Raw genomic sequence first — 24,190 nt, forward strand, 5'->3', positions numbered from 1 at the left:
GCCACGCGGCGGACCGCCGTCGGGCGCGAGACACGGAGGGGTCGCTGACCATGACCGCGGAAGACGGGACGTACCACGCACTCCTCGCCCGGCACGACGCGATGCGGCTGCGCCGGCAGATGCTCTCCTCCGGGGGCTTCCCGGGCGCGGACGGCTGCAGTGCCGACGGCCTCCGGGGCCCGGCCGGGCAGCCGTACGACGGGTCCGCCGACCAGCAGACCATCATGCGCGACCTGGACCTGGTGGCCCCGTTCGAGGAGCTGATCGCCCACCTCTACCTTTGATCTTGCGCAGTGCGCCGTCCTTCAGGGCGGTGGTGAAGCGCATCTCAGGACTGCTCTGACTTGCACCGTTGGCAGGGGTCTGCACTGTTGGCCTCAGCTCACGGGGCGTTGCTGATTCTCGATGTACTGGCGCACGATGGTGAGTGGCGCTCCTCCGCACGATCCGGCGAAGTAGGAGCCGGACCAGAAGTGCCCGCCCCAGAGGTACCGGCGGACGTGCGTGTCGTATTCCTTGCGCAGCAGCCGGGCGGAGACGCCCTTGAGGGAGTTGACCAGTTTGGAGAGCTGGACTTTCGGCGGGTAGTGGACCAGCAGGTGTACGTGATCGTGTTCGCCGTTGAACTGCTTCAGCTCCGCCTCGAAGTCCTCGCACACCTCCCGCATGATCTCCTCGCACCTGTTGAGCATGACATCGGTGAAAGCGTCCCGCCGGTATCTCGTGACGAAGACCAAGTGGACATGCAGGTTGTGGATGACGTGACGTCCGGTGCGGATGACCGTCCGGGACTTCGGCTCGGCCGGAGCCCGGATGTTCCAGCAGTCGATCCCGGCGTGACCGACCGCCGCGACGGTCGCCGCCTCCCTCCGGAGGAGACCGGCGGCTGACTGAGAGGCCCACGTACGCGAAAGTCCTGCCACCCGCAAGGAACGGGAGGGCTTTCGCGTCCCCCCGCACGGCTGGCAGCATCAGGCTGCCGCGACATGTGCGCCCCAGAGGAGTTGACCCCGCCCGGTCGAAGAACGCTCGAGCCGCGACCAACCACAGGGAGCCGCGATGACCCTTCGAACCCGAGTCCTGCTCGTCCTCTCCGCACTGCTTCTCACACTCACGCCGACCGCGCCGATCGCCTGGGCGCATGCCGCCTCACCCACGGCCGCGGGAGCGGCTGAAACCACCGTTCCCGCCTCCGCCAGGCCGCGAGGCGCCGAGGTCGTCGCGGCCACCCAGGTCGCGGACCGTCAGGTCGACCTGTCCGTACGCTCGGCGGCCCTGGGCGGCCGGACGGTCAAGGTCCGGCTCCTCACTCCCGACGGCTGGAACCCGAGCGACCGACGGCAGCACTGGCCGACGCTCTGGCTGCTGCACGGTTGCTGCGGGGACTACACCTCGTGGACCGCCCTCACGGACGTCGCACGGATCGACAGCCTGCGCGACGTGCTCGTGGTGATGCCGGAGGCCGGCTGGAACGGCTGGTACAGCGACTGGTGGAACGACGGCCAGGGCGGCGACCCCGCCTGGGAGGCCTTCCACACCGTCGAGCTGCGGCAGCTCCTGGAACGCGACTGGGCCGCCGGCGGCAACCGTGTCGTGGCCGGCCTGTCGATGGGAGGCCAGGGCGCCCTGCTGTACGCCGCCCGGCACCCCGGAATGTTCAAGGCGACCGCGGCGTACTCCGGTTCGGCGCACCCGCTGCTGAACGAGGAGTCGGTGAACCGCATCATGGGCTTCTTCGCCGGCCAGGGCGACGACCCGCTGCGGGTCTGGGGCGACCCGGTCGCCCAGCGCGGCATCTGGGAGGCGCACGACCCGTTCTACCTGGCCAAACGGCTCAAGTCGGTTCCCGTGTACCTGTCGTGCGGTGACGGCACCACCGGCCCCCTGGACTCCCCGGGCAGCACGAGCGCGCTCGAGGCCGACTTCAACCGCCAGAACCACGCCCTGGCCGCCGAACTCGAACGTGTCGGCGCCAAGCACGTCACCACCAACTTCTACGGACCGGGAACCCACGGCTGGGCCTACTGGCAGCGCGAACTGCACGCCTCCCTGCCGATGCTGCTGGGCGCCCTGCGCGTCGACGGCTGACACGGTTGTTCGCTCGGGCTGCTTGCCGGTGCTTGGCAAGCGGCCCGACATGATTCTGCCGTGCCGCGCCGTGGAAGACCGGCGCCCGACTGGCCAGACTGTCGGCATGGTTTCCGTCAGACACAAGGTGGTCGTCGAGCCGGTCCCGTACCCCTGGCTCGTGGACGCACTGGCCGTGATCCGCACCCTGGCGGAGGAGAGCCAGGCGGATGCACAAGGGCTCGTACTGCCCGATGGACGAGTGATCCCGGACATCCGACTGATCCACGGGCGGCACCTGCGACCCGGCTCGGTCTACCTTACGGAGGCCGAGGCCGAGGCCGAGGTCGAGGTCGAGGACGACGACGGGGACGCGGATGCGGATGCGGATGCGGATGCGGACGGGTCCGGGATCAGCGAGGATGCCGAGGCGAGCGAAACCGTACAGATCACCGTCAGGGAGTGGGATCACCGCCGTGCGGTCCGCCTCGAACTCGCCCTGGTCTCGGACGAAATGAACGTCGAACTGGACGCGGCACTGAGGAGCCCCGACCGCCCGAGCCTGGTCGAGCTCAGCGGCCGGGCAGGAGGCGGCGCGGCACCGCGCACGCTGTTCGGCATGGCGGGCCGCGCCCGGGTACGGCTGGACGACTGGTGGCCCGCCACAGACACCGACCGCACCCCACCTTCAGCCCCCGCCTCGGCCCGGCTCGACCACCCCTGGATCCGGGCGGACGTACGAGCGGTTCCCCGGCCGTCCCGGGACGACGGCAGATGGGAAATACACGTCACCGTCTCCCTTCGTGGCCGACGACTCCTGCGACCGGTCGCCGCGGTCGTACTCGCCGCCGCCGCCCGCCGGATACGCCGCTCCGTCGCGCGGACCCTGGACAACCTGGCCGCACAGTGGAACGACCGCGTGCCACACCTGGTGTCGATGAACCCGGACCAACTGAGAGAAACCCTCCTGAGCAGGCCGTCGGGCGAAAAGGGCCGGCACGACGCGGCCGACACCAGCACGCCGGGCACGCCGCCGGGCCGGCCGGATCCTGGTGGACCCAGGACCCGGCCGGCGACATAGGCCGTCGCTGTCACGTGCTCGTGAGCAGGGACTCCAAGGCCTTCGCCGTGGCTGGATGACGGTTCGTCAGTGCGGCGCCCGAAGGCGAAGAGCCGGACGTCCCCCACGCGCCGTCGCAGCCCAGCAAGTCGGCCACCGCGGCGCAGGTCGCCGGATGCGCGGTCAGCAACCCGATACCCGACGGGGGCGGGGCGTCGGCCGACGCCCACCCCTGCGTGCAGCCCAGCAGTTCCGCCACCGCGTCGCAGGTCGCCGGATGCGCCGGGAGCAGTGCGGCGCCCCGGCGGTCGTGCCCTCCGGACCGCGTCCGGCGAGTGGCGGGCGGGGCCGGAGGCGTCCGCCACGGTGGGATCCAGGCGTCCAAGGCCGCCAGCCGGCCCGGGAAGATGCGCCCGGCCTCGCGGATCAGCAGCGGGGCCAGCTCCGCGGCGCCGGACCGCAAGGTGGTGATGAGCAGTGGCAGCCACGGCAGCAGCACCGCGTCGGGCAGCCGCCCGAACGCGTTCGACACCGCCTCCACGACCACGTCCGCCAGCCCCGGCACCGGCTCCAGCGCGTGGACGAAGCCGCTGAGGTAACGGGGATAGGCGGGCACCACCAGCGGATTGTCCAGCAGCGCGTCGCACCGGCCCCGCAGCTCGGCCCGGGACAGCGTGCCGAGCTGCACCTGCGCCGCCCACAACAGGGCCGTCTTCGACGGCTCCTCGGGGTGCGACTGGGCGACCGCCAGCTCCAACTGGGCCCGGTCGCAGCCCAGTGACAGGGCGAGGTTCTCCATGCTGAACAGGAAGCCGAGCATCGCCGCGACCTGCCCGACCGTCGCGTCCTCGTTCCGGAACGCCACCGGCAGCAGCGTGCAGTAGTGGGCGTAGCCGGTCTTGACGAACGACTCGATCCACTGCGGCAGCACCGGTTCGCTCGTGCGGTAGTACGCCAGCAGCCCGCGCACCCGGCGCAGCACTTCCGGCGCGCCGTCGACGCTGCGTTCGGTGCCGAGCACCTTCAGCGCGTGCGTGCCGAGTTCGTCGGCGAGGCGGCGGCTGCGCAGGTACAGGGTCGCGTCCTCGACAGCGGCCAGTACGGTCGCGGTCGTGGCCTGCGGGGCGTACGCGTCGCGCCGCAGCCGCTGCTCCAGGACCTGCTCGATGCTGACGCCCTCGTAACCGAGCTCGATGAGGGCCCGTTGGTGGGTGCCGAGCGCCAGGTCCCAGGACTCCTGGATCGAGCGCTGACCGAGCCGCCGCTCGCCCATGATCGGCCGGGCGGCGCCGTGCGGCATCAGGCGCCGCAGCATCCACAGGACGTCGGAGCAGGCCTGGAGTTCGGGCCGGGAGGCCATGTCCAGCAACGCCCGTTGCACGCCGCGTTGCTGGAGCTTCAGTCCGAGCGGGGCCAGGCGGTCGTGCACATCGCGGGCGAGCGGCGGCAGCGCGTCGTAGCCGACCTGGCCGATCCGGTCGCCGCCCATCATGATCTCGACGAGGCGCCGCACGTCCCGCCGCCCCGGCACGGCGTCCTTCTCGATGCAGGTGACCGCCGCGTCCTGGAAGTCGTACGGCGTGGGCTTGGCCCGGTCCCGCATCCCGGCGAGCAGGACCGACGTCTCGAACACCGCGATGGCGTCGGCGGTGGAGGCGAGGTAGCCGTTGCGCCGGGCCGCGCGCACGATGTCCACCGACCAGCCGAGCAGTTCGGCCTCGTCCAGGCCGTCGAGCACGGGCGGCCTGCGCAGGAAGCCGGACAGATGGTCCGCGGCGGCGGACTCCGGTGCCGGGACGGTGGACTCTGGTGCGGGGACAATGACTTGCCCGCCCCGGGCCTTCGCCGCCGAGGCCCTCTTCACAGGGGCCTTCTTCGCCGCGGACTTCTTCGTGCCCGCCTGGCCCGCCAGCCGGTACGGCCGCACCCGCGTGCGCTTCAGGCTCTTCGCCCACTCCGTCGAGGCGATCGACACCGAGCCGGCGGCGAGACCGAACTGCGCCTCGATCGCGGCGCGGCTGGACGGGATCAGCCCGTACTGCCAGGTGGTGGCGGTGCGCGGGGAGATCGTGAACGTGTCGGTGGCGCCGTGCACGCCGAACTCCTCGACACGGCTGACCGCGTGGAACGCCCCGCACACGTACAGGCAGTCCGCCGGATCGGTCCCGGTGGCCGTCAGGTGCTCGCGCATCCGGGTCCACATGTACCGTTCGCGGTCCTCGTCCACGCGGACCCGGGCGCCGTCGCCCGGAGCGAGGCGCCGGAACAGGCTGCCGATGAGGAGCATCACCTGGCGGTAGGTGTCGTGGTCGGCGGCACTGTCGCCGAGCGGCACCTCGACGTACTGGTGCCACCACTCCGACCAGTGCCGCACCCTGCCGTGTCGCAGCAGGTGCTCCTCAAGCTCGGCGAAGCGCGGCCGGAGGTCGCCGAGTTCGACGCCGACGGCCTCGCCGTGCAGGGCGGCCTCGGCCTCGGCCGGCGGGTCGGTGTCCTCCGCCGCGGCCTCCCGCGTCTGCTCGCCGCCGGTGTCCCACTGGAAGACGTGGTCCGCGGACCGGTCCACGAGCACCAGCTCCACACCCGGGGTGTCCAGGGCGTACGCGATGGCCTGGTACTCGGCGGACGCCTCGGTGATCGGCGCGACGACCGACAGCGGAGCCCAGTCCTGGGGGAAGCCGTCGACGTCACCGGCGAACGCCTGCACCGCCACCGGCAACCGGCAGTTGCGCAGCTCCGTCAGCAGCGGTGCCATGTCCTCGCACAGCTCCAGGTAGACCACCTTGGGCTGCTTCTCGCGCAGCCGCCGGGCCATGGCGGTCGCCGAGGCGGGCGAATGATGGCAGACGGGGAAGATCTCCAGCGGCTCGCGCACCGCCCTGTCGACGTCGTCGACCATGCCGAGGAGGATGCCCTCCAGGGCGTCGGGCCCGCCCGCGAACGTGGCGGCGGCCTCCTGCAGTTGCCCGCGCAGCAGGTCGGACATGAGGGGAGGGCCTTTCCGTGGGTGATCACAACGACGCGGACGTGCGGTCGGTGATCAGGTGAGAAACGTCTTGAGTTCGTGCACGAGCTTCTTGATGTGGCCGGAGATGACCGGTGTGCCGAGGTCCTTGAAACGCTCCCGGAACCACGGGTTGACGCTGCCGCGCCCGGAGCTGGTCACCGAGCCGACCGGGATGAACTTCGCGCCCGAGCGGTGAATGGCGGCCATGCTGTCGAACAGCTCCTGGTGGCGCCACTCGTAGAAGTCGGAGATCCACACCACGACGGTGTTGCGCGGCTCGGCGATCTTCGGCTGCGCGAGCCGCATGGCGACGGTGCCGTCGGTGCCGCCGCCCAGCTTGGTGCGCAGCAGCGTCTCGAACGGGTCGTGCGCCCAGGGAGTGAGGTCCAGGGCTTGAGTGTCGTAGGCGATCAGGTGGACGTCCACCTTCGGCAGTCCGGCGAAAATGGAGGCCAGGATGGTGCAGTTGACCATCGAGTCGACCATGGAACCCGACTGGTCCACGACGACGATGAGCCGTTGGGGTGTCGTCTTGCGGCTGGTGTGCCGGTAGTAGAGGCGGTCGACGTAGAGCCGCTCCTCCTCCGGGCTCCAGTTGGTGAGGTTCTTCCAGATGGTGCGGTCGAGGTCGAGGTTGCGGAACACGCGCTTGGGCGGGACGGACCGGTCGAGCTCGCCGACCGTGGCCTTCTCCACCTGGGTGCGCAGCACCTCGGTGACCTCGTCGACGTAACGGCGGATCAGCGCCTTTGCGTTGGCCAGGGCGACGCCGGAGAGGTTGTTCTTGTCGCGCAGCAACTGCTCGATCAGGGACATGCTCGGCGTCAGCCGCGAGGCGAGCTGAGGGTCGGCCAGCACCTCGCGCAGGTGCATGCGCTTGACCAGATCGCCCTCGATGGAGCCGAGCTCGGGGCCGATCGCGGGGATCAGCCGGCTGAGGTCGGGCGCGGGGCCGCCGATTCCGGTGCCGGTCGGGCTGACACCCCCTCCGGCCCCCATACGGTGGGTGCCGCCGCGTCCCCCGCGCAGCTCACCGGGCCGGCAGCCCAGCGCGCGCTCCAGCCAGTCGGCGTCGGACTGCCAGCGGGCCAGCTGCTCCGCGGTGACGGTGCCGGGGCGGGAGGCGAAGACGTTCAGCAGCACCTTCGACGCGAGCGCCGCCCGCCGCACCTCGGCGGCCCGGTCGCGTACGCCGTCCTCGTCCGGCGCCGGCGCCATCAGCTCGTCGAACTCGGCGGCCAGCTCAGGGTGCCGCTGCACGACGGAGTCGACCGACGCACCGGGATCGAGCAGCGCGGACGGCAGGCCGATGTCCTCGACCACGGCGAGACTCGCCGACTCCAGGGCGGCCTGCTCCTCCGGGTCGAAGAGACGGGCCAGCAGACGCCAGTAGAGGACCTGCCGCCGGTTGTCGTACGGATCCGGCTCGGGGTCGGCAGCCTGTCCGGTGATGTCCTCGGTCATTTCCGCAGCAGCCTTCCGGCACGTTCGCGCAGCACGCCGACGGCGTCGGTGGCGGCCTTCTCGGCCCGCGCCCCGGCCTTGTCGTCCGTACCGCCGGCCCAGGCCCCCGCGTGCACGGCGACGGTCTTCTTCCGCACGGTCCGTTCGACGGCGAGCGGCTGGAGGAGGAACGCCCCGGCGTCCCAGCGCAGCAGCCCGACACACGCGCCGGACGCGGCGACGACCTCGGGCGAGAGGGGGCCGGCGGCCGGGACGCGATCGGTGTCGACGGCCAGGCGGTACCCGGCGACCTGGAAGACGACCCCGTCGTCGCCTTCCTCCACGCCGTACCCCTCCAGCAGGACGGGCACCGCGATCCGGGCCGGGTGCCGGTCGAGCGGCGACGCGGGGAAGGCGGCGGCGGTGGGCAGGGCCACCCGGGCGGTGGTGAAGACCTCGGCGGCCTCGCCCATGCCCGCACGGCCGTCGTCCCAGATCAGGTCGCCCTCGTCGGTGACGGGCATCGCGTCGAGGTCCATGGCGCGGCCTTCGCTCACGGCCCCCAGCAGGGCCATGCGCGGCCGCAGCAGCTGCCACAGACCGGCGCCGACGACCGTGTCCGGCTTGGGCGCGGACACCGAGGCGCGCACCAGGCGGGGCGTGCCACCGTCCGCGGGCTCGAACACCGCGTGCACCTGGGCCTGTACGGCGGTGGCGTGCTCCTGCACGTCGACACCGAGCGGCAGCAGCCGGCCGGTCGCCCCGGCCACGGCGGGCACGCGCGCCGCGCCCGGCAGCGTCAGCAGCAGGGCGCGCGACCACAGGTCCGCCCAGCGGCGCACGGGGACGCGGTCCAGGGTCGCCCCCGGGCAGCAGGCGGCGAGTTCGGCGGCGAAGCCGTCGAGCAGCGTGGCCAGGCGCCGCAGCGCCGGGTCGGGCAGCATCGCGGAGACGACGGGCGCGGCCCCGTCGACGAGTTCGTGGTCGATGCCCTGCCAGCCTGCCCGCGCCAGATCGCACAACCAACTACGCGCTGCGGCGCACGGATTCGCCGCGTGTCCGTTGTCGCCGGCCGCCGCGGTGCCGGCTTCCTCGACCCGCGGCCGGCCGGTGGCCTCCTCGACGCGGGCGATCAGCGCGTCGTGCACGGAACCGAGCAGGGCGGTACGGGCCGCCGCGAGCGCGACGAAGTGGTCCTCGCCGGCGGCCCCGGCGACCGCCTTGTCGGCGGCCTCGGCCACCCGCGCGGCCAGCGGTGTCCCGGCGACGGCGTCCGCGAGACCGGTCAGACCAGCGGCCTGGCCGGGCTGCGGGCGCAGCAGACCGGCGACGAGGGCCCCGTCGAACCCGTCCACGGCCGTGAGTGCCTCGTCGAGGCCGTCGACGGCGTCGGAGAGCAGAGCGGCATGCATCAGGCCACCGCCCTCGTCGTGGGGAACCACTGCATCTCGGGCACGGGTGCGGTACTCGGCGCGAGTTCGAGATAGGCCAGGTTCCGCAGGAACCGGCTGAACACCCGGGCCGCGGCCGAACTGCCCGCCGCCGAGGGGCGCGTGGCCGTCATGACGGCGGTGACGGCGTGCCCGTCCGGCTCCGCCGCGTCGACCTCGACCTTCAGGTACCGGGCCACGCGCTCGGCGCCGTACTGCAGTACGGCCTCGCCGATGAGCGCGCGTATGTGGTTGCAGAACATTCCGCGGGCCCCGCCGCAGGGGCGGTTGTTGTTGGTGCTGCACGCGAACGCGTACGTCCCCGCCTCGACCGAGGACACGTACACGCGCCCGATGTCCGACCCGCTGGAGACCACCCCCTGCAACCGCCCGTCGGCCAACTCGACGAACGGCACCTTCGCGAGCTTGCGCGGCCGCGCCGACGGCACCACCCGTGCCGTGCTCGACTTCTCCCAGACCGACAACGCACCATCTCCCATGCATGCGAAAGGGGGCGCTCACGCCACCTCGGCGGAACATGATCGAAGCTATCGGCGACCACTGACAACGCCCCGGAAGACGTGGTGGGTGCGGGGAGCGGGGACGTTCGTGCGCCAGGAGATCGTCGGCCGGCTCATGGCCCGGTACGGTTGTACCGACCGCGCGCCAACTGCCTTTCACGAAGCCTCGGTTGGAGAATCGGACGTGGCGATCGACACCCGGGGCCGCGAGGCTGAGGCCGCCGATCTGCGGCGAATGGAGAACCGATGAGTGCCGCCCACCGTGGCAAACGCCGTGCCGCGCTGCCGCCCCGCGCATGGATCGTGCTCGCGGCGTCCGTCGGGTCGATCGCACTCTCCGGCGCGGCCCTGTCGGCAACGGTCCCGGACGCGGGGGGCTCCGGCGGCGTGGTCGTGCACCGTGAGACGGCGTCCCCCGAGGAGATCCTCGAGTACTGGACTCCGGAGCGGATGAAACAGGCGAAGCCCGCCGAGATGCCGGTGGTATCGGTGGAGTGCCAGGGCTTGCATTGGTTGGTCCGTCCGCACTGCTGGTGATCTCGACCGGAGGGCGCACGCCGCGGCTGAGGGCCGGCGCATGGTGCGGGACTTCTCCAAGCTGATGCGCGGGCCCCGACGGATGATGCCGCCGGGGCCGCGGCTGCCGGGTCGGCGAGGCCCGGCGCGCACCGCTCAACCCGCCCCCGCGGCCTCACTCGTTGCGCAACGCCTCCGCCACCGTCAGCCGTGCCGCGCCCCGTGCCGGGACGTACGCGCCCAGGACCGCGATCGCGACGCCCGACAGAGCCAGGAGAACCAGGGTGCCGACCCGCCAGACGTCCGTCATGAAGGCGGGCAGGACGATGTCCACGGCGTCGGCCATCCTCGGCACCACCAGGTCGTAGCCCGCGATGCCCAACGGGATCCCGAGCAGGGAGCCGATCGCACCGAGCAGCGCCATCGACGTCACCACCATCACGGTCACCTGACGTGGTGTCATGCCGATCGACTTCAGCATGCCCAGGTCGCGGCGGCGGTCGCGGGTGTTGAGGACGACCGTGTTCAGGACGCCGAGGGAAGCCACCACGGAGAGCATCGCGGTGAGCAGCGCCGCGGAGCCGACGATGGTCCGGGTGACGGTGTTCGGGCCTTGCGGCACCGGGTCGACGCCGGGGTCGACGGCCCTGGCGGCGCGCGCGTAGGCGGCCGGGTCGGCGCCGCCGCGCAACGCGATCAGGTACGCGATGGGCTTCTCGCCCGGGGACAGCGCCGTCAGCGTCGACCAGTCGGTGAAGACCAATTGGCCGTTGGTGTCCATGGACTCGCCGACAACGACCGCCCTCTCCCGGCGGTCGCCCTTCTCCAGGACGAGACGGTCACCGACCCGCAGGCCGTGCCGGTGCAGAAAGGCCGAGGTGGCCACGACCTCGCCGGTACGGCTCGTCCACCGGCCCTCGACGAGCACGGTGTCCGACTGCGGCCGGTCACCTCGACGTCCCTCGATCATCACCGACCGCACCGAGCCGGCGATACGGGCCTCCGCGACCCCCCTCGCGGTGACACCGCTCGCACCGGGCAGCGAGCGCAGCAGCGACTGGAGCGCGAGGTCCCCGTGCTCCGGCTCGATCACCTTGCCGTGATCGGCCCTGCCCGCGTACACCGAGACCTGGTAGGCGTCGCGCCCCGCGTTCCCTAACCTGATCATCGTCGTGCCCAGACCGGTCGCGAACGTCACGGTGGCCACCCCGAGGACCACGGCGGCCAGCGTGAGGCCGCTGCGGCCCGGTCGGGCGAACGGCAGGCCCACTCCCAGGCTCACCGACCGCGGCAGCCCGCTGCCCGCCAGCCGGCGCTGGATGCCCAGCGCCCGCCCGGCACGCGGGGCGCTGCCCGCGCTGATCGCCCGCGCCGCGGACAGTCGGTGCGCGCGCGCCGCCGGGACCAGCGCGGCGAGCACGCAGACGGCGGGCATGCCGACCAGCGCGAGCACGTTCACCCAGGGCGCGATGCCGACGCTGCGGTGGAACATCCCCGCGTCCGGCCCCATGAACACGAACTCCAGGAGGGGACGCGCCAGCAGATTGCCGACGACGGTGCCGATCACGCAGCCCACGACCGCCGGGACGGAGACCATCGTGAGGTAGACGGCGACGACCTGCCCCGGCGTGAACCCGAGGGCCTTGAGGATGCCGATGTGCCGGAAGCCGGAGATCACCGCGCCGCTCACCACGTTGCCGACGATGAGCACCGCCACCACGACGCCCAGAACACCGAACGCCATCAGGTACGGGGCGTAGGCCCGCGCCGAACTCCCCACCTGGCTCTTGAGCGTGAGATACGACTGGGAGGCGGTGAGCGCGTCCTCGGGCAGCTCCGCGGTCACCGCGGACAGGCCCGCGCGGAGCCGGCTCTCCGAGGACGCGTCCGTGAAGCGGAACAGCATCTGGGTGGCCGTCGGGTGCAGAGCCGGCATCTGGCCGGGCGCGACCCAGGCGTCCGCGGTGCGGCTCATGTCGAAGCCGAACCCGACGATGGTGAGGGTCGGCCCCGAGGGCACCTTGATCCGCTCGCCGAGATCGTGCGGCGTCCAGTCCGACTGCCGGTTCACGACGATCTCACCGGGCCGGGTGGCCCAGCGGCCCGCCCACAGGTCCACCCGGTCCACCGGGCCCCCGGGACCGGGACGGCCGACGACCGTGACCGCGCCGGGAAGGCCGTGCGCGCCGTCCCTCGGCAGGTCGAGCACGGCCTGCGCGAAGGGCCCGGCGGCGGCCTCGACCCCGGGCCGCCGAGCCGCCTGCGCCAACTGCGCGTCCGAGACCTTGACGGGATCGAACGCGGCGACGACGTGCGGGCCGTGCTGCTTGGCGAACGCCTTGTCGAACGGGGCGGACGCCGAGTCGACCAGGCCGAGCGCGACCACGATCGCCCCGGTCGAGGTCAACGTGACCAGCCAGATGACGAACGTCTGCAGCTGGCGCCGCCGTACGGCCGCGTGCGCGGCCCGCCACACCGCGCTCATGCGGACGGCTCCAGGGTGTGCTCGCCCGCCACCCGGCCGTCCGCGAGGAGGACCAGCCGGCTGGCGCAGCGCCGCGCGAGGTGCTCGTCGTGCGTGACCAGGATCAGCGTCTGGCCGATCTGGTTGAGGTCGAGCAGCAGGTCCATCACCTGCTCACCGGAGCGGCTGTCCAGGGCGCCGGTCGGCTCGTCGGCCAGCAGCAGGGCGGGGCGGTTCATCAACGCCCGGGCCACGGCGACGCGTTGCCGTTCGCCACCGCTGAGCACGGCGGGATAGGCGTTCCGGCGGTCGGCGATGCCGAGTTCCTCGAAGAGTTCCAGGGCACGGCGGCGGGCCTGCCGGGCCGGGGTGCCGGTCAGCTGCGCGGCCAGGGCGACGTTGTCCAGGGCGGACAGGTCGTCGATGAGGTTGAAGAACTGGAAGACCATGCCGATCCGCCGCCGCCGGTACAGGGCGAGCCCCTTCTCGTTCAGCTCCCCGACGTCCTCCCCGTGCACGTGGACCGTGCCGCCCGTGGGTCGGTCCAGGCCGGAAATCATGTTGAGCAGGGTGGACTTGCCGCATCCCGAGGGTCCCATCACCGCGACCGCCTCCCCGGCCCGGATCTCGAGCGACACCCCGTCCAGCGCCGTCGTCCCGCCGTACTCCTTGCGCACACCGTCGAGCCGTACGACGGCCTCTCCGCTGCTGTCCTCAGTGACCATGAACGGGACGCTAGGCGAAGACAGGCGCGTGGACATCGCCCCCTGGACGGCACTCCGGCCCGCACCTCATCCTCCGGATGCAGGCCCATGGATCCGCAGGCTGATGCGGATGGGACGCCGTTCTGCGAAGGTGGCCTCCGTGTGGGAGTGGGAGCCGGACGCCCTGGTGGCGGCGCTGGGCGTGACGTGCGCGGCCGCCGGATGGCTGGCGGTGGCGCTGGTGCGCACGAGGCGCCGGTGGCGGACCACCGTGGGGGAACGCGGCTGGCTGCTGGAGCGGGAGCGGGAGAGCGCCGCCCGTGCCGCGGTGGCGGCCGAACGCGACCGTATCGCCCGTGAGTTGCACGACATCGTCAGCCACAACGTCAGCCTCATGGTGGTTCAGGCCGGGGCCGCGAGGGAGGTGCTGGGCACCATGCCGGACGAGGCCGTGGCGGCCCTGAGGGCAGTGGAGGACGCGGGGCGCGGCGCGATGACCGACCTGCGGCACCTGCTGGGCCTGCTGGCGCCGTCACAGAGCGGCGAGGACACGGACTACGAGGACCTGGTCGAGGGCGCGGGAGGCGACCGCGGAGCCGTGGGGCCGGCGCCGCAGCCCGGCCTCGACCGGCTCGGCCCGCTCGTGGACCGGATCTCGTTCGCCGGACTGCCCGTGGAGGTACGGATCTCCGGCGAGCCACGCCCGCTGCCCGAGGGCGTCGACGTGACCGCCTACCGCATCATCCAGGAGGCCCTGACCAACGCGCTCAAACACGGCGACGGCGGCAAGGCCGAGGTGACCGTGCGGTACGCGGACCACGCCCTGCGGGTGGAGGTGCTGAACACCGGCCCGAGCGTGCTGACCGGCACCGCGCCCGCGCGGCCCGCCTCGGCACCGGCCGCCCCGCGACGCGGGGACGGCACGGGCCGCGGACTTCTCGGTCTGCGGGAGCGGGTCGCGGTGTACGGAGGAGACCTGGACGCCCGGCGCCGACTCGGCGGCGGCTACCGGGTGCGGGCACGCATCCCCCTGGACCGCCCATGACGACCGCCGCCGCCGGGCCCGTTCCCCGCGTCCTCGTCGCCGACGACCAGACCCTCATCCGAACCGGCTTCCGGCTGATTCTCACCGCCCGCGGCATCGACGTCGTGGGCGAGGCGGCGGACGGCGCGGAAGCGCTGGCAGTGGCAAGCGAACTGCGGCCGGACGTCGTCCTGATGGACATCCGCATGCCGAACATGGACGGCCTCGAAGCCACCCGCCGCATCCTGGAACGACTTCCCGACTGCCGGGTCCTCATCCTGACCACCTTCGACCTGGACCGCTACGTCTACACCGCCCTGTCCATCGGGGCCAGCGGCTTCCTGCTGAAGGACGTCACCCCGGAGCACCTGGCGGCGGCCGTACGCCTCGTCGACACCGGCGACGCCCTGCTGGCCCCCTCGATCACCCGTCGCCTGGTGGAACGCTTCGCCTCGGACTCCACCCGCACGCCCACCGTACCCACCGACTTGGCCACCCTGACCCCCCGCGAACTGGAAGTCCTGACCCTGCTGGCCCGCGGCCTCTCCAATGCCGAACTGGCCACCGAACTGACCCTGAGCGAAGCCACGGTGAAGTCCCACGTGGCCCGAATCTTCGCCAAGCTGGCACTCCGGGACCGGGCGCAGGCGGTGGTACTCGCGTATGAGACGGGGCTGGTGCGGCCGGGTGACTCCGGGGCGAGCAGATCTTCGGGTCCGTGACCGGCGCATGGCACACGCGGTGGTGTCCCGCCCCTCTGGCCGCCGACGCAAGCGTGAGGTGCGGGACCTCTTCAAGTACTTCGACAGCTTCATGACAGCCGAGAAGAACACCCTCGACGTCCTTGTCTGCGACGAGGCCCACCGCATCCGCGAAATCTCGGCCAACCGCTACACCCCGGCGGCCGGATCCGCTGCGGGAGCGCGAACGCCGCCGGCGCCGCCCGGCCTTCCTGATTCCGGACCATGCGGCCGCGCAGATGTCCCGTACCCGCTCCATGCGGAGGACCTCAACGCCGCTGATGGTCGGCGTTCGGAGTCGCGCACAGGGCGTTGTCGACCAGCTTGCTTTCGGCCTGTACCACGTGCAGGACGTCGTCCGCCGATTGGGCGAGCACGCCCGACAACGAGACTGTGACGCTGCGCCGGCCGTCGGCGGTGACACCGTCGGCGGTGATCCACCCGGAATCGCCACCCTCGTGGCCCCAGTACGTGCCACCGCACGACAGTGGGCGCGAGAAGAGTCCCAGCCCGTCACGGACGCCCGGCATGAGCTGCTCGAACTCCTCGCTGACTGGGCTGGTCCGTTTCATCTGCGTCAGCTGCGCCGGGGGCAGGAGCCGGCCGCCGAGCAGTGCGCGGAAGAACCGGTTGATATCGGCGGTGGTGGAGACGAGTCCGGCCTCTCCATTGGTGCCCGAGCCGACCTGCTCGGTGACGTCCACGGGCGGTTCGCCGGGCTTGAACCTTTGGTAGGTCTCGGCGTGTGGCTGGGGCAGCTTGGGTGAAGTACCCGGCCAGAAGGTGTGCTTGAGGCCGAGCGGCCGGACGATCCGATCCTGTACCTCCTGATGCCAGGGGTGTCCGGTGGCCCGCTGGATGATCATGCCGAGCAGGACGTAGCCGGTGTTGGAGTAATTCCACCCCTTGCCGGGCTGGAAGTCCGGCCGGTGGCGCATCGCTCGGCCGACGGTCTGCTCGGGGGTGTAGGTGTCGTATCGGTGCTGGTAGAAGTTCCTCGCCGAGGTGTAGTCGGGGTAGTCGTCGTGAAGACCGCTGGTGTGCTGGAGCAGTTGGCGGATGGTGATCGCGCGGCCGTCATTGCCGTTTCCGGACACCACGCCGGGCAACCATCGCTCGACCGTGTCGTTCAGGGAGAGCTTGCCGTCGCCGGCGAGTTGCAGGATCACGGTGGCCACGAACGCCTTGGTGACGCTGGCTGTCCGGAAGGAGCCGTTCGAGGGGACCGGCCGTCGGGCCGTCAGGTCGGCGACGCCGCTGGTGGCGGTCAGGTTCCGGCCGTCAGGGGTGACCAGGCGGGCCTGCACTCCCGTCACGCCGAGTGCGGTGATCGCGTCGGCGTCGCGTCGAAGCTGGGCCTGGTCGTCGTGCTGCTTGGCGGCCCTCGCGCCGGACGTACAACTGGTGGAAAGGGTTCCGGCCACGATGGCGGCCAGGACCAGGTTTCGTCGGATGGATCGCCCGCGCCGCCGTGGTGAATGAATCGGTGAACTCATCATGGGCGTTGACGCTAGGTCTGGCAGGGGAAGCGGACGATACAGCTCACCAGTGAGAACAAGGGGTAGTGGGCTGTAGTGCCGGCCTCGGTCGCCATGGCTCAGACTTGTGCGAATGAACCACCATGGGGCCAGTCGGCTTTCGGCGATGTGGCGCGGTCTGGGTTATCTACTGGGAAGCCTGTTCACCGCTGCGATCGCCCTGTTCGCGCTACCCGTACTCATCGTCCCGATGACGGCTCGCGCTTGGGCGTCCTGGCATCGTCGCCGCGCCGACCGACTGCTGCTTTCTCCGCGTTCTGGTCCCGTCGGTGTCGGTACGTGGCGTGTTCTCGGGTGGCTGTGCACAAGCATCGTGACCAGTCTGGTGTTCGGGCTCGTCGTGGTGCTGTGCGCAGGTAACGCGGTGGCCACGGCCATCACGGTGCCCTTGTGGTGGGCGTTGCCCGCCGGCACCCGCGCGGGGGGCTTCGCCGCCGGTGTCCCACTGTCCGGTTGGGGCACGGCGTTGACCCTGGGGACCGCACAAATCGTCATCTTCGCGGCCCTGACCTACTGGCTCGTTCCACTGCTGGCGCGCCTACACGCCCGGATCTGTGTCGCGTTGCTGTCCCCCTCGGCCACCGAGAGGTTGGCGCAGCGTGTGGAGACGCTGACCGAGACGCGGGCCGACGCCATGAACGCGCACGGCGCGGAACTCCGCCGGATCGAACGTGACCTGCACGACGGCACACAGGCCCGGCTGGTGGCCATCGCGATGCGGCTGGGCCTGGCCCGTGAGTCGCTGAGCGAGGACCCCCGGACGGTGGCCAGACTCTTGGAGGAAGCGCATGAGAGTACCGAGGAGGCCATGGCGGAGCTTCGTGTGGTGATCCGGACGATCTACCCGCCGGTCCTCGCCGATCGCGGCCTCGCCGGGGCACTGGCCGCGCTGGGGACCCGATCGGCGATCGACACCACCCTCGACATCGGCGATCTCGGCACGATCCCCGCCGCGGTCGAGGCCGTGGCCTACTTCACGATCGCCGAGGCGCTCACCAACGCTGCCAAGCACAGCCAGGCCACCCGGACCGCCGTCCGCGTCGCACGCGACGGTGACCGGCTGTCGATCGAGGTCACCGACGACGGAATCGGCGGCGCCGACGAGACGCTGGGTACCGGCATCGCCGGAATCCGCCACCGTGTCCTGGCGCTCGACGGCACCGTCCACCTCCACAGCCCCAGCGGCGGCCCGACCACGATCACTGTGAGCCTGGCATGCGGGTCGTGATCGCCGAGGACAACGTCCTGCTGTCCAATGGGCTGGAACTCCTGCTGACCGCCAAGGGCTTTCACGTCGCCGCGATCACCCAGGACGCCCCCGGCTTCGTCGCCGCCGTCACCGAACACCGACCGGACGTCACCATCGTCGACGTACGGCTACCGCCGGCCTTCCGCGACGAGGGCATCCACGCCGCCATCCAAGCCCGCCGCCGCCACCCCGGCCTGCCCGTGCTCGTCCTCTCCCAATACGTCGAGCAGCAGTACGCCGGCGAGCTGATCTCCGATGGACGCGGCGGCATCGGCTACCTTCTCAAGGACCGGGTGAGCCGAGTGAGCGAGTTCATCGACGCGCTGCGGCGGGTCGCCGCCGGCGGTACCGTCATGGACGCCGAGGTGATCGGGCAGCTCCTCACCCGTCACGCCCACGACCCTATTGCCGCCCTCACGCCACGCGAACGCGAAGTTCTCGCCCTGATGGCCGAAGGAAAGGACAACGCCACGATCGCGGCCCGGCTCGTCATCACCGAGAACGCCGTCCACAAGCACATCGGCAACATCTTCGCCAAGCTCGGCCTCTCGCCGGCCGACAGCGGCCACCGCCGCGTCCTCGCAGTCCTCACCTATCTCAGTCGCCACTGACCAAGTCGTTTGCTTTGGCAGTCATTCGGGGATTGACACCGGAGCCGGCAGACCGCCTGACGCTGTGTCAGATACCAGAGGCGACGAGGTAAAGGCCGCAGGCACAATCCAGGGCGCCCTCGAGGCTGCCGACGAAGGTGCCCGTGGGCAGGATGGTGTCTTGTCTCACCCAACGACTTCACCGACCTTGCCGCCTTGCCGAGGGCGTAGAGGCTGGCGCCTTCCCACCAGCGGTCGCCCAGCCGCCGGAAGTCGCGGACGGCGGACTCCAGCAGGGGGCCGCCTCCTCAGGGCGGCGCAAGTAGCCGAGAGTTTCGCCAAGGGTCCGCCGCAGCCGGGCCTGGGCCCTGAGGTCACCGTGAGTTCGGCCAGCCGGAGGACCTCCCTGGCTCTGCTCCGTCAGCTCGGGACTGCCCCGCCACCTCTGGAACTCGCCGAGTTCTGCACGTGAGTTGAGGACGTGCCACGAGTCGTCGGCGGCACGCAGCCGGTCGGTAGCCGTGGCCATGTGGTCCAGGGCTTACCTGAAGTCCCTCTTCGCCGCGTACGCGCGGGCGATGACCAGGCCCAGCCAGCGGTTGGTGTCCACGGTGGCGAAGGGGTGCAACTGGCGCCCGGGTCGCCCACGAACAGAACCTGAGAGTCCTCCGGGCCGAACAACGGTGCCGTGGCGCGCATGACGTCCGAGCGCCTCCCGCAGTCCGGATTCGGCCCTACGCGGCCGGATCCGGACCGCAGGAGGTCATGCCATGTCAGCGGCGAGGCACCCGCACCGTGACCGAGGAGCTCTCGCGGTTGGCGCGGTCCACCGAGGTGACCGTGTACGTCGCCCCCTCCCGGACCGCCGGAACGGTCCACTCGGTCTGGCGGGCGCCCGGGAGTACCGCCACGAGGCCGGCGTCGGCGGCGGTGTGCTGCCGCAGGGCGTACAGCGCGGGGACGTGGTTGCCGCGGGAGCGGACCTCGATCCGGAGACCGCCGTCGGCCGTCCGGGCCGCGGACGCGAGCGGGGGCAGTGGCGCGGGCCCGCGGGCGAGCCTCGGCAGGACTGGTGGCAGCGCGGGTCGCCGCCAGTGGTCGGCGGTCAGCCGGGTGACCGCGCCGATCGGGTCGGCGGTCACGTCCGTGGCGCTGAACAGGATCTCGCCGCTGATCTCCGGCAGCCCCCGGTCCGTCGTCAGGTGCCGGGAGAGTTCGGCCGGGTCCTGCCAGGAGGCCGGCTGGGCTGGGTCGCCGACCTTGTACACGGCCTGACCGATCCACAGCTGCACGTCGGTGCCGCGGACCGCCTGCGCCCACCACGGAGCGAGGACGGCGTAGTCGGCCACCGCCAGGCCGATGTTCCAGTACAGCTGCGGGGCGATGTAGTCCACCCAGCCCTTGCGCACCCAGCCCAGGCTGTCGGCGTTGAGCGCGTCGTAGGACTGGGTGCCGTTGGTGGCCGAACCCCGCGGGTCGCTCGACGCGTTGCGCCAGATACCGAAGGGGCTGATGCCGAAGGCCGCCTCGGGCCGCACCTCGCGCACGCGGTCGCGCACCTCCTGCACCAGCAGGTCCACGTTGTGCCGGCGCCAGGCCGCCCGGTCGGTGAAGCCCGTGCCGTACGCGGCGAAGGCGTCGTCGTCGGGGAAGTCCTGGCCGCCCACCGGGTAGGGGTAGAAGTAGTCGTCGAAGTGGACGCCGTCGATCTCGTACCGCTCCACCGCGTCCATGATGGCGTTCTCGACGAAGGCGCGGGCGGCCGGGATGCCGGGGTTGTAGTACAGCTGGCCGCCGTAGGAGACGACCCATTCCGGGTGCAGCCGCGCCGGGTGGCCGGGCACGAGCTTGGTGACGTCGGACTGCAGCGAGATGCGGTACGGTTTGAACCACGCGTGCAGGGCCAGCCCGCGGTCGTGCGCGGCCTCGACCATGAAGCCCAGCGGGTCGTAGCCGGGATCCTGGCCCTGAGTGCCGGTCAGGTACTGCGACCACGGCTCGTAGCGTGACGGCCAGAAGGCGTCGGCCGCCGGGCGGACCTGCGCGAATATCGCGTTGAGCCCGATCGATGCGGCGTGGTCGAGCAGCGCGACGAACTCCGCCTGCTGCGCGGCGGGGCTCAGTCCGGTCCGCGAGGGCCAGTCGATGTTGGCGACGGTGGCGATCCACTCGCCACGCAGCTCGCGGTCCCGGTACGCGGTCGGGGTGCCGTCGGCGGCGGCAGCCGCAGCAGCGGGGATGGACGAACCCGTGGCGGCCAGGCCGGCCATCAGTCCTGCGGCCCCCAGCAGCACGCGGCGCGTGGGGCGACGTGCGGCCGAGCGGTGGTGCGCGGTGTCGGTCACGCGGACTCCTGAAGAGAGACGGGAGCAGCTTGATCGGCTCACCGTTCCCAGCGCGTCGTGCCCAGTCAACGAGCGGGGTGGAATAGTTACCGAACCGCTAGCTTGCGACGCAAGTGACGTACGTCGAAGTGAAGTTGGGATCGATTCAATAGGTTCCGCGCAGCCATCGGGGGGAGAGAGCGAGTTCCGCGGCGTCACCGTCACATCGGTGGGATGCGAGGGAAGGGGCTTGGTTTGACGCGGCGGCAGTCTCCGCACCGAACGGCGATCAAGAAGGGCGATCAAGAAGACGGTGCTTCCGATGTTCCACGGTGAATACTGTTCTGAACTGCCGCCACGCTGAGGGAAACATGACCGTCACCAAGCTTCTGATATCCGCTGTCACCGTCACGCTCTTGAGCTCGGTCACTGCCTGCAGCGCGTCGTCCGTGCCGGACGTCCGTGCCGAGGCCACGAGCGCCTCTGGGTCCTCAGAGGCGCGCCGCTCGGCGCACCCCGAGCCGGTCGCCGCCACCATGCCCGACGTCGTCGGCGGCAACGCCGGACGTGCGCAGGAGCAGATGGGCTCCGAAATCGACATGGTCTTCGAAGACGCGAGCGGACAGGGTCGTCCTGTGGACGACCCGGCCGCATGGAAGATCTGCAACTCCCGGCCGGGCCCGAACCAGCAGATCACCGATTTCCCGGTGGTCTTCGGCGTGGTGATGGTTTCGGAGAGTTGCGAGGACGCGGTGCCGGAGTGATGTGTCCGAGGACTCCGGCGTCCTGCCAAGGTCTGCATTGATCCACAACACTGACGCGTCGGACGGCGGTGGCAGCAGGACCAGTCGCCCGGGCGTACCCAGCCGCCGCCGTGAGGAACACGCCCATGACCGAGGCGGAGGCGGCGGCCGTCACCCAGAGCGGGTTGTCGGCCGAGCCGGAGGCGGTCCGCCAGGTCCACGCCGCCACGGCCACCGCCGCCGCCAGGCCGCAGGCGAGGACCGTGACGACGACGTTCCGGGACCGCGACGGGCAGGGCGGCGGTGGGACGTGGCCCAGGTGGTTCCAGTGGTGGGCCATCTCGCGGGCCTCGCGTCTGCGCCGGGCGGCGGCATGCAGGCGCAGGGCGGCGGCGACGGTGGCGCCGGCGACGGCCGCGGCGACCGGCGTCCACCATGCCTCGGCGACGAGCAGCAGCACGGCGAGGGCGCCCGCGCCGGCCCAGCCGGTCACGCAGGCCGCGGCGGCGATGCGCCGGGACTCGGGCCGGTCCGCGCCGGCCCGCAGGTCGGCGAGGGCCGGCACGTACCAGACGGAGCCCGCGGTGGTGAGCGCCGCGGCTCCCAGGGCGGCGACGGCGTGTGCCACGGCCTACCTCGCCGCCTCTTCCACCTCGGCCCGCCCTGCGGCCCCGGCAGCCCCGGCGACACCGGCGGCCCCGCCGATCCCGGTGACACCCGTGACCCCGGAGATCTCCGGGTGGTGCAGGTCGAACGCCGGGGACTCGGTCCGAATGCGGGGCAGGGAGGTGAAGTTGTGCCGCGGCGGCGGGCAGGAGGTGGCCCACTCCAGGGAGCGGCCGTAGCCCCACGGGTCGTCGACGCCTACGGGCTTGCCGTACTTGGCCGTATTCCAGACGTTGTAGAAGAACGGCAGGATCGACAGGCCGAGCAGGAACGACCCGACCGTGGACAGGGTGTTGAGGATGGTGAAGCCGTCGGCCGCGAGGTAGTCGGCGTACCGGCGCGGCATGCCCTCGACGCCCAGCCAGTGCTGGACCAGGAACGTGAGGTGGAAGCCCACCGTGAGCGTCCAGAACGTGATCTTGCCGAGTCGTTCGTCGAGCATCTTGCCCGTGAACTTCGGCCACCAGAAGTGGAATCCGGCGAACATCGCGTACACCACCGTGCCGAAGATCGTGTAGTGGAAGTGCGCCACCACGAAGTACGAGTCGGACAGATGGAAGTCCAGCGGCGGGGAGGCCAGGATCACTCCGGTGAGACCGCCGAAGAGGAACGTGATCAGGAAGCCCACCGTCCACAGCATCGGCGTCTCGAAGCTCAGGGACCCCTTCCACATGGTGCCGAGCCAGTTGAAGAACTTCACCCCGGTCGGGACCGCGATCAGGAAGGTCATGAAGGAGAAGAACGGCAGCAGCACGCCACCGGTGACGTACATGTGGTGTGCCCACACGGTCAGCGACAGGCCCGCGATGGAGATGGTGGCGCCGATCAGGCCCATGTAGCCGAACATCGGCTTGCGGGCGAAGACCGGGATGACCTCACTGACGATGCCGAAGAACGGCAACGCCAGGATGTACACCTCGGGATGGCCGAAGAACCAGAACAGGTGCTGCCACAGCAGTGCCCCGCCGTTGGCCGAGTCGAAGATGTGGCTGCCGAACTTGCGGTCCATCTCCAGGGCGAACAGCGCCGCCGCGAGCACGGGGAAGACGAGCAGCACGAGGAGCGCGGTCAGCAGCACGTTCCAGGTGAAGATCGGCATGCGGAACATGGTCATGCCGGGCGCGCGCATGCAGATGATCGTGGTGATGAAGTTGACCGAGCCGAGGATGCTGCCGAAACCGGACAGCGCCACGCCCATGATCCACATGTCGGACCCGATGCCCGGCGAGTGGACCGCGTCCGACAGCGGCGCGTACAGGAACCAGCCGAAGTCGGCGGCGCCCTGCGGGGTGAGGAAACCGCCGGCGGCGATGAGGGAGCCGAACAGGAACAGCCAGTAGGCGAGCATGTTCAGCCGCGGGAAGGCGACGTCGGGCGCCCCGATCTGCAGTGGCATGATCCAGTTCGCGAAGCCGGTGAAGAGCGGCATCGCGAACATCAGCAGCATGATCGAGCCATGCATCGTGAACGCCTGGTTGAACTGCTCGTTCGACATGATCTGCAGCCCGGGCCGGGCGAGTTCGGCCCGCATCACCAGCGCCATCACGCCACCGAGGACGAAGAACGCGAAGGCGGTGACGAGATACAGCGTCCCGATCTTCTTGTGGTCGGTGGTGGTCAGCCACTCCACCCACGAAGGCCGCACGGCGCCGTGCCCTGGGACCTGGGCCGCCCGCCCTCCTGTCACTGGCCCACGGGCCGCGTCCTTGTCCGTCACCGTGGTAGCGGGAGCCGGCGTGGCCTCGTCCCCGTCTTCCGGAGCTTCCGGCCGCGCTGCCGCCGCCTGTTGTATGCGCACCTCGTCCACCGGACGGTGCCCTCCGCATCTGCTTGGTTCATCGACACAACGACGAGCCCGGAGGTGCTCCGGTTGAGGAACGGACCCGACCCTCCCGGCCGCCGCCTCATGATCGCCGGAGGGGTACGGGGTGCCGATAGGGCCGAACAGTCCCTGCACGGGGATGCGGGTAGGGCCCAAAAGCCCTGCTTGGTCCCGGCGGGCGTTCCGGGACCCCAACGCCGGCCCCTTCCTGTGCTTCGTCAGGGGCCTGCCCCTCCCCGTGTCTCGCCAGGGGCCGGCCCGTCACCGCATGGGAGTGCGGGG

20 protein-coding genes and 2 pseudogenes are annotated in these 24,190 nt (G+C 71.2%); 11 read left to right on the forward strand and 11 right to left on the reverse strand.

Annotation, left to right across the window (positions count from 1 at the left end; translation table 11 throughout):
- Positions 1-50: 50 nt before the first annotated feature.
- Positions 51-284 (forward strand): hypothetical protein, encoded by a 234-nt coding sequence (locus tag ACWC91_RS19515; RefSeq protein ID WP_450641473.1) that lies wholly within the window; start codon positions 51-53, stop codon positions 282-284.
- Positions 285-377: 93 nt separating this feature from the next.
- Here the strand turns inward: ACWC91_RS19515 and tnpA are convergent, their stop codons facing one another.
- Entirely contained in the window at positions 378-779 is a 402-nt protein-coding gene (tnpA, locus tag ACWC91_RS19520; RefSeq protein ID WP_450641513.1) for an IS200/IS605 family transposase, read from the reverse strand.
- Between the two features lie 280 nt (positions 780-1,059).
- Here tnpA and ACWC91_RS19525 point away from each other — a divergent pair, with 280 nt between their 5' ends.
- Both ACWC91_RS19525 and ACWC91_RS19530 read left to right on the forward strand, forming a co-directional pair.
- A complete protein-coding gene (locus ACWC91_RS19525) occupies positions 1,060-2,088 on the forward strand; it encodes an alpha/beta hydrolase (RefSeq protein WP_225077858.1) in 1,029 nt (342 codons plus the stop codon).
- A 106-nt stretch (positions 2,089-2,194) separates the two neighbouring features.
- Positions 2,195-3,148: a hypothetical protein gene (locus ACWC91_RS19530; RefSeq protein WP_450641475.1), complete on the forward strand. Its 954-nt coding sequence runs from the start codon at positions 2,195-2,197 to the stop codon at positions 3,146-3,148.
- A gap of 10 nt (positions 3,149-3,158) precedes the next feature.
- Here ACWC91_RS19530 and ACWC91_RS19535 read toward each other — a convergent pair whose 3' ends face one another.
- The 4 genes from ACWC91_RS19535 to ACWC91_RS19550 are packed head-to-tail and all read right to left on the reverse strand — an operon-like array spanning position 3,159 to position 9,507.
- On the reverse strand, positions 3,159-6,113 hold the full coding sequence (locus ACWC91_RS19535; RefSeq protein WP_450641477.1) for a hypothetical protein: 2,955 nt from the start codon (positions 6,111-6,113) through the stop codon (positions 3,159-3,161).
- 54 nt (positions 6,114-6,167) lie between these two features.
- Positions 6,168-7,598 (reverse strand): vWA domain-containing protein, encoded by a 1,431-nt coding sequence (locus ACWC91_RS19540; RefSeq protein ID WP_450641479.1) that lies wholly within the window; start codon positions 7,596-7,598, stop codon positions 6,168-6,170.
- The gene (locus ACWC91_RS19545) at positions 7,595-8,989 is read right to left on the reverse strand and encodes a hypothetical protein (protein ID WP_450641481.1); all 1,395 of its coding nucleotides are present in this window, start codon (positions 8,987-8,989) and stop codon (positions 7,595-7,597) included. Before ACWC91_RS19545 ends, ACWC91_RS19540 begins: the two co-directional genes overlap by 4 nt.
- On the reverse strand, positions 8,989-9,507 hold the full coding sequence (locus ACWC91_RS19550) for a hypothetical protein (RefSeq protein WP_281154787.1): 519 nt from the start codon (positions 9,505-9,507) through the stop codon (positions 8,989-8,991). The genes ACWC91_RS19545 and ACWC91_RS19550 overlap by 1 nt, the downstream gene beginning before the upstream one ends.
- A 109-nt stretch (positions 9,508-9,616) precedes the next feature.
- On the opposite strand from ACWC91_RS19550, the gene ACWC91_RS19555 reads away from it, so the two are divergent.
- Together ACWC91_RS19555 and ACWC91_RS19560 are read left to right on the forward strand one after the other, a co-directional pair.
- A complete protein-coding gene (locus tag ACWC91_RS19555) occupies positions 9,617-9,778 on the forward strand; it encodes a hypothetical protein (protein ID WP_450641483.1) in 162 nt (53 codons plus the stop codon).
- Positions 9,775-10,065, forward strand: a complete 291-nt coding sequence (locus tag ACWC91_RS19560; protein WP_225077851.1) for a hypothetical protein — start codon at positions 9,775-9,777, stop codon at positions 10,063-10,065. Before ACWC91_RS19555 ends, ACWC91_RS19560 begins: the two co-directional genes overlap by 4 nt.
- A 154-nt stretch (positions 10,066-10,219) precedes the next feature.
- On the opposite strand, the gene ACWC91_RS19565 is transcribed toward ACWC91_RS19560, so the two are convergent.
- Positions 10,220-12,529 carry an FtsX-like permease family protein gene (locus ACWC91_RS19565; protein ID WP_450641485.1) on the reverse strand — a complete coding sequence of 770 codons (2,310 nt, stop codon included), beginning with the start codon at positions 12,527-12,529 and terminating at the stop codon, positions 10,220-10,222.
- Positions 12,526-13,233: an ABC transporter ATP-binding protein gene (locus tag ACWC91_RS19570; protein ID WP_450641487.1), complete on the reverse strand. Its 708-nt coding sequence runs from the start codon at positions 13,231-13,233 to the stop codon at positions 12,526-12,528. Before ACWC91_RS19570 ends, ACWC91_RS19565 begins: the two co-directional genes overlap by 4 nt.
- 109 nt (positions 13,234-13,342) lie before the next feature.
- On the opposite strand from ACWC91_RS19570, the gene ACWC91_RS19575 reads away from it, so the two are divergent.
- From ACWC91_RS19575 to ACWC91_RS19585, 3 genes and pseudogenes are all read left to right on the forward strand, one after another.
- Positions 13,343-14,257 (forward strand): sensor histidine kinase, encoded by a 915-nt coding sequence (locus ACWC91_RS19575; protein WP_450641489.1) that lies wholly within the window; start codon positions 13,343-13,345, stop codon positions 14,255-14,257.
- A complete protein-coding gene (locus ACWC91_RS19580) occupies positions 14,254-14,958 on the forward strand; it encodes a response regulator (RefSeq protein WP_450641491.1) in 705 nt (234 codons plus the stop codon). The genes ACWC91_RS19575 and ACWC91_RS19580 overlap by 4 nt, the downstream gene beginning before the upstream one ends.
- A gap of 46 nt (positions 14,959-15,004) precedes the next feature.
- Positions 15,005-15,142: pseudogene (locus tag ACWC91_RS19585) on the forward strand (DNA/RNA helicase domain-containing protein); the annotation flags it as partial.
- A 103-nt stretch (positions 15,143-15,245) separates the two neighbouring features.
- On the opposite strand, the gene ACWC91_RS19590 reads toward ACWC91_RS19585, so the two are convergent.
- Positions 15,246-16,400: a serine hydrolase domain-containing protein gene (locus ACWC91_RS19590; protein WP_450641493.1), complete on the reverse strand. Its 1,155-nt coding sequence runs from the start codon at positions 16,398-16,400 to the stop codon at positions 15,246-15,248.
- Between the two features lie 220 nt (positions 16,401-16,620).
- On the opposite strand from ACWC91_RS19590, the gene ACWC91_RS19595 reads away from it, so the two are divergent.
- Together ACWC91_RS19595 and ACWC91_RS19600 are read left to right on the forward strand one after the other, a co-directional pair.
- Positions 16,621-17,742 (forward strand): histidine kinase, encoded by a 1,122-nt coding sequence (locus ACWC91_RS19595; RefSeq protein WP_450641495.1) that lies wholly within the window; start codon positions 16,621-16,623, stop codon positions 17,740-17,742.
- A complete protein-coding gene (locus ACWC91_RS19600; RefSeq protein WP_450641497.1) occupies positions 17,730-18,374 on the forward strand; it encodes a LuxR C-terminal-related transcriptional regulator in 645 nt (214 codons plus the stop codon). The genes ACWC91_RS19595 and ACWC91_RS19600 overlap by 13 nt, the downstream gene beginning before the upstream one ends.
- Before the next feature lie 1,070 nt (positions 18,375-19,444).
- Here ACWC91_RS19600 and ACWC91_RS19605 read toward each other — a convergent pair.
- Positions 19,445-20,623, reverse strand: a pseudogene (locus ACWC91_RS19605) (glycoside hydrolase family 10 protein); the annotation flags it as partial.
- Positions 20,624-21,048: 425 nt separating this feature from the next.
- Between ACWC91_RS19605 and ACWC91_RS19610 the strand changes: the two are divergent.
- Positions 21,049-21,441, forward strand: coding sequence for a hypothetical protein (locus ACWC91_RS19610; RefSeq protein WP_225077826.1), 393 nt, complete (start codon positions 21,049-21,051; stop codon positions 21,439-21,441).
- On the opposite strand, the gene ACWC91_RS19615 is transcribed toward ACWC91_RS19610, so the two are convergent.
- On the reverse strand, positions 21,371-22,048 hold the full coding sequence (locus tag ACWC91_RS19615) for a hypothetical protein (RefSeq protein WP_450641498.1): 678 nt from the start codon (positions 22,046-22,048) through the stop codon (positions 21,371-21,373). The genes ACWC91_RS19610 and ACWC91_RS19615 overlap by 71 nt on opposite strands.
- A 3-nt stretch (positions 22,049-22,051) precedes the next feature.
- Positions 22,052-23,773 carry an aa3-type cytochrome oxidase subunit I gene (gene ctaD / locus ACWC91_RS19620; RefSeq protein WP_450641515.1) on the reverse strand — a complete coding sequence of 574 codons (1,722 nt, stop codon included), beginning with the start codon at positions 23,771-23,773 and terminating at the stop codon, positions 22,052-22,054.
- Between the last annotated feature and the right edge of the window lie 417 nt (positions 23,774-24,190).

It is taken from the genome of Streptomyces sp. NPDC001204, from assembly GCF_053598035.1.

Coding starts and splice junctions, on each gene's coding strand:
- ACWC91_RS19515 (WP_450641473.1), top strand. CDS start 51: ATGACCGCGGAAGACGGGACGTACCACGCACTCCTCGCCCGGCACGAC.
- ACWC91_RS19525 (WP_225077858.1), top strand. CDS start 1,060: ATGACCCTTCGAACCCGAGTCCTGCTCGTCCTCTCCGCACTGCTTCTC.
- ACWC91_RS19530 (WP_450641475.1), top strand. CDS start 2,195: ATGGTTTCCGTCAGACACAAGGTGGTCGTCGAGCCGGTCCCGTACCCC.
- ACWC91_RS19535 (WP_450641477.1), bottom strand. CDS start 6,113: ATGTCCGACCTGCTGCGCGGGCAACTGCAGGAGGCCGCCGCCACGTTC.
- ACWC91_RS19540 (WP_450641479.1), bottom strand. CDS start 7,598: ATGACCGAGGACATCACCGGACAGGCTGCCGACCCCGAGCCGGATCCG.
- ACWC91_RS19545 (WP_450641481.1), bottom strand. CDS start 8,989: ATGCATGCCGCTCTGCTCTCCGACGCCGTCGACGGCCTCGACGAGGCA.
- ACWC91_RS19550 (WP_281154787.1), bottom strand. CDS start 9,507: ATGGGAGATGGTGCGTTGTCGGTCTGGGAGAAGTCGAGCACGGCACGG.
- ACWC91_RS19560 (WP_225077851.1), top strand. CDS start 9,775: ATGAGTGCCGCCCACCGTGGCAAACGCCGTGCCGCGCTGCCGCCCCGC.
- ACWC91_RS19565 (WP_450641485.1), bottom strand. CDS start 12,529: ATGAGCGCGGTGTGGCGGGCCGCGCACGCGGCCGTACGGCGGCGCCAG.
- ACWC91_RS19570 (WP_450641487.1), bottom strand. CDS start 13,233: ATGGTCACTGAGGACAGCAGCGGAGAGGCCGTCGTACGGCTCGACGGT.
- ACWC91_RS19575 (WP_450641489.1), top strand. CDS start 13,343: ATGGGACGCCGTTCTGCGAAGGTGGCCTCCGTGTGGGAGTGGGAGCCG.
- ACWC91_RS19580 (WP_450641491.1), top strand. CDS start 14,254: ATGACGACCGCCGCCGCCGGGCCCGTTCCCCGCGTCCTCGTCGCCGAC.
- ACWC91_RS19595 (WP_450641495.1), top strand. CDS start 16,621: ATGTGGCGCGGTCTGGGTTATCTACTGGGAAGCCTGTTCACCGCTGCG.
- ACWC91_RS19600 (WP_450641497.1), top strand. CDS start 17,730: ATGCGGGTCGTGATCGCCGAGGACAACGTCCTGCTGTCCAATGGGCTG.
- ACWC91_RS19610 (WP_225077826.1), top strand. CDS start 21,049: ATGACCGTCACCAAGCTTCTGATATCCGCTGTCACCGTCACGCTCTTG.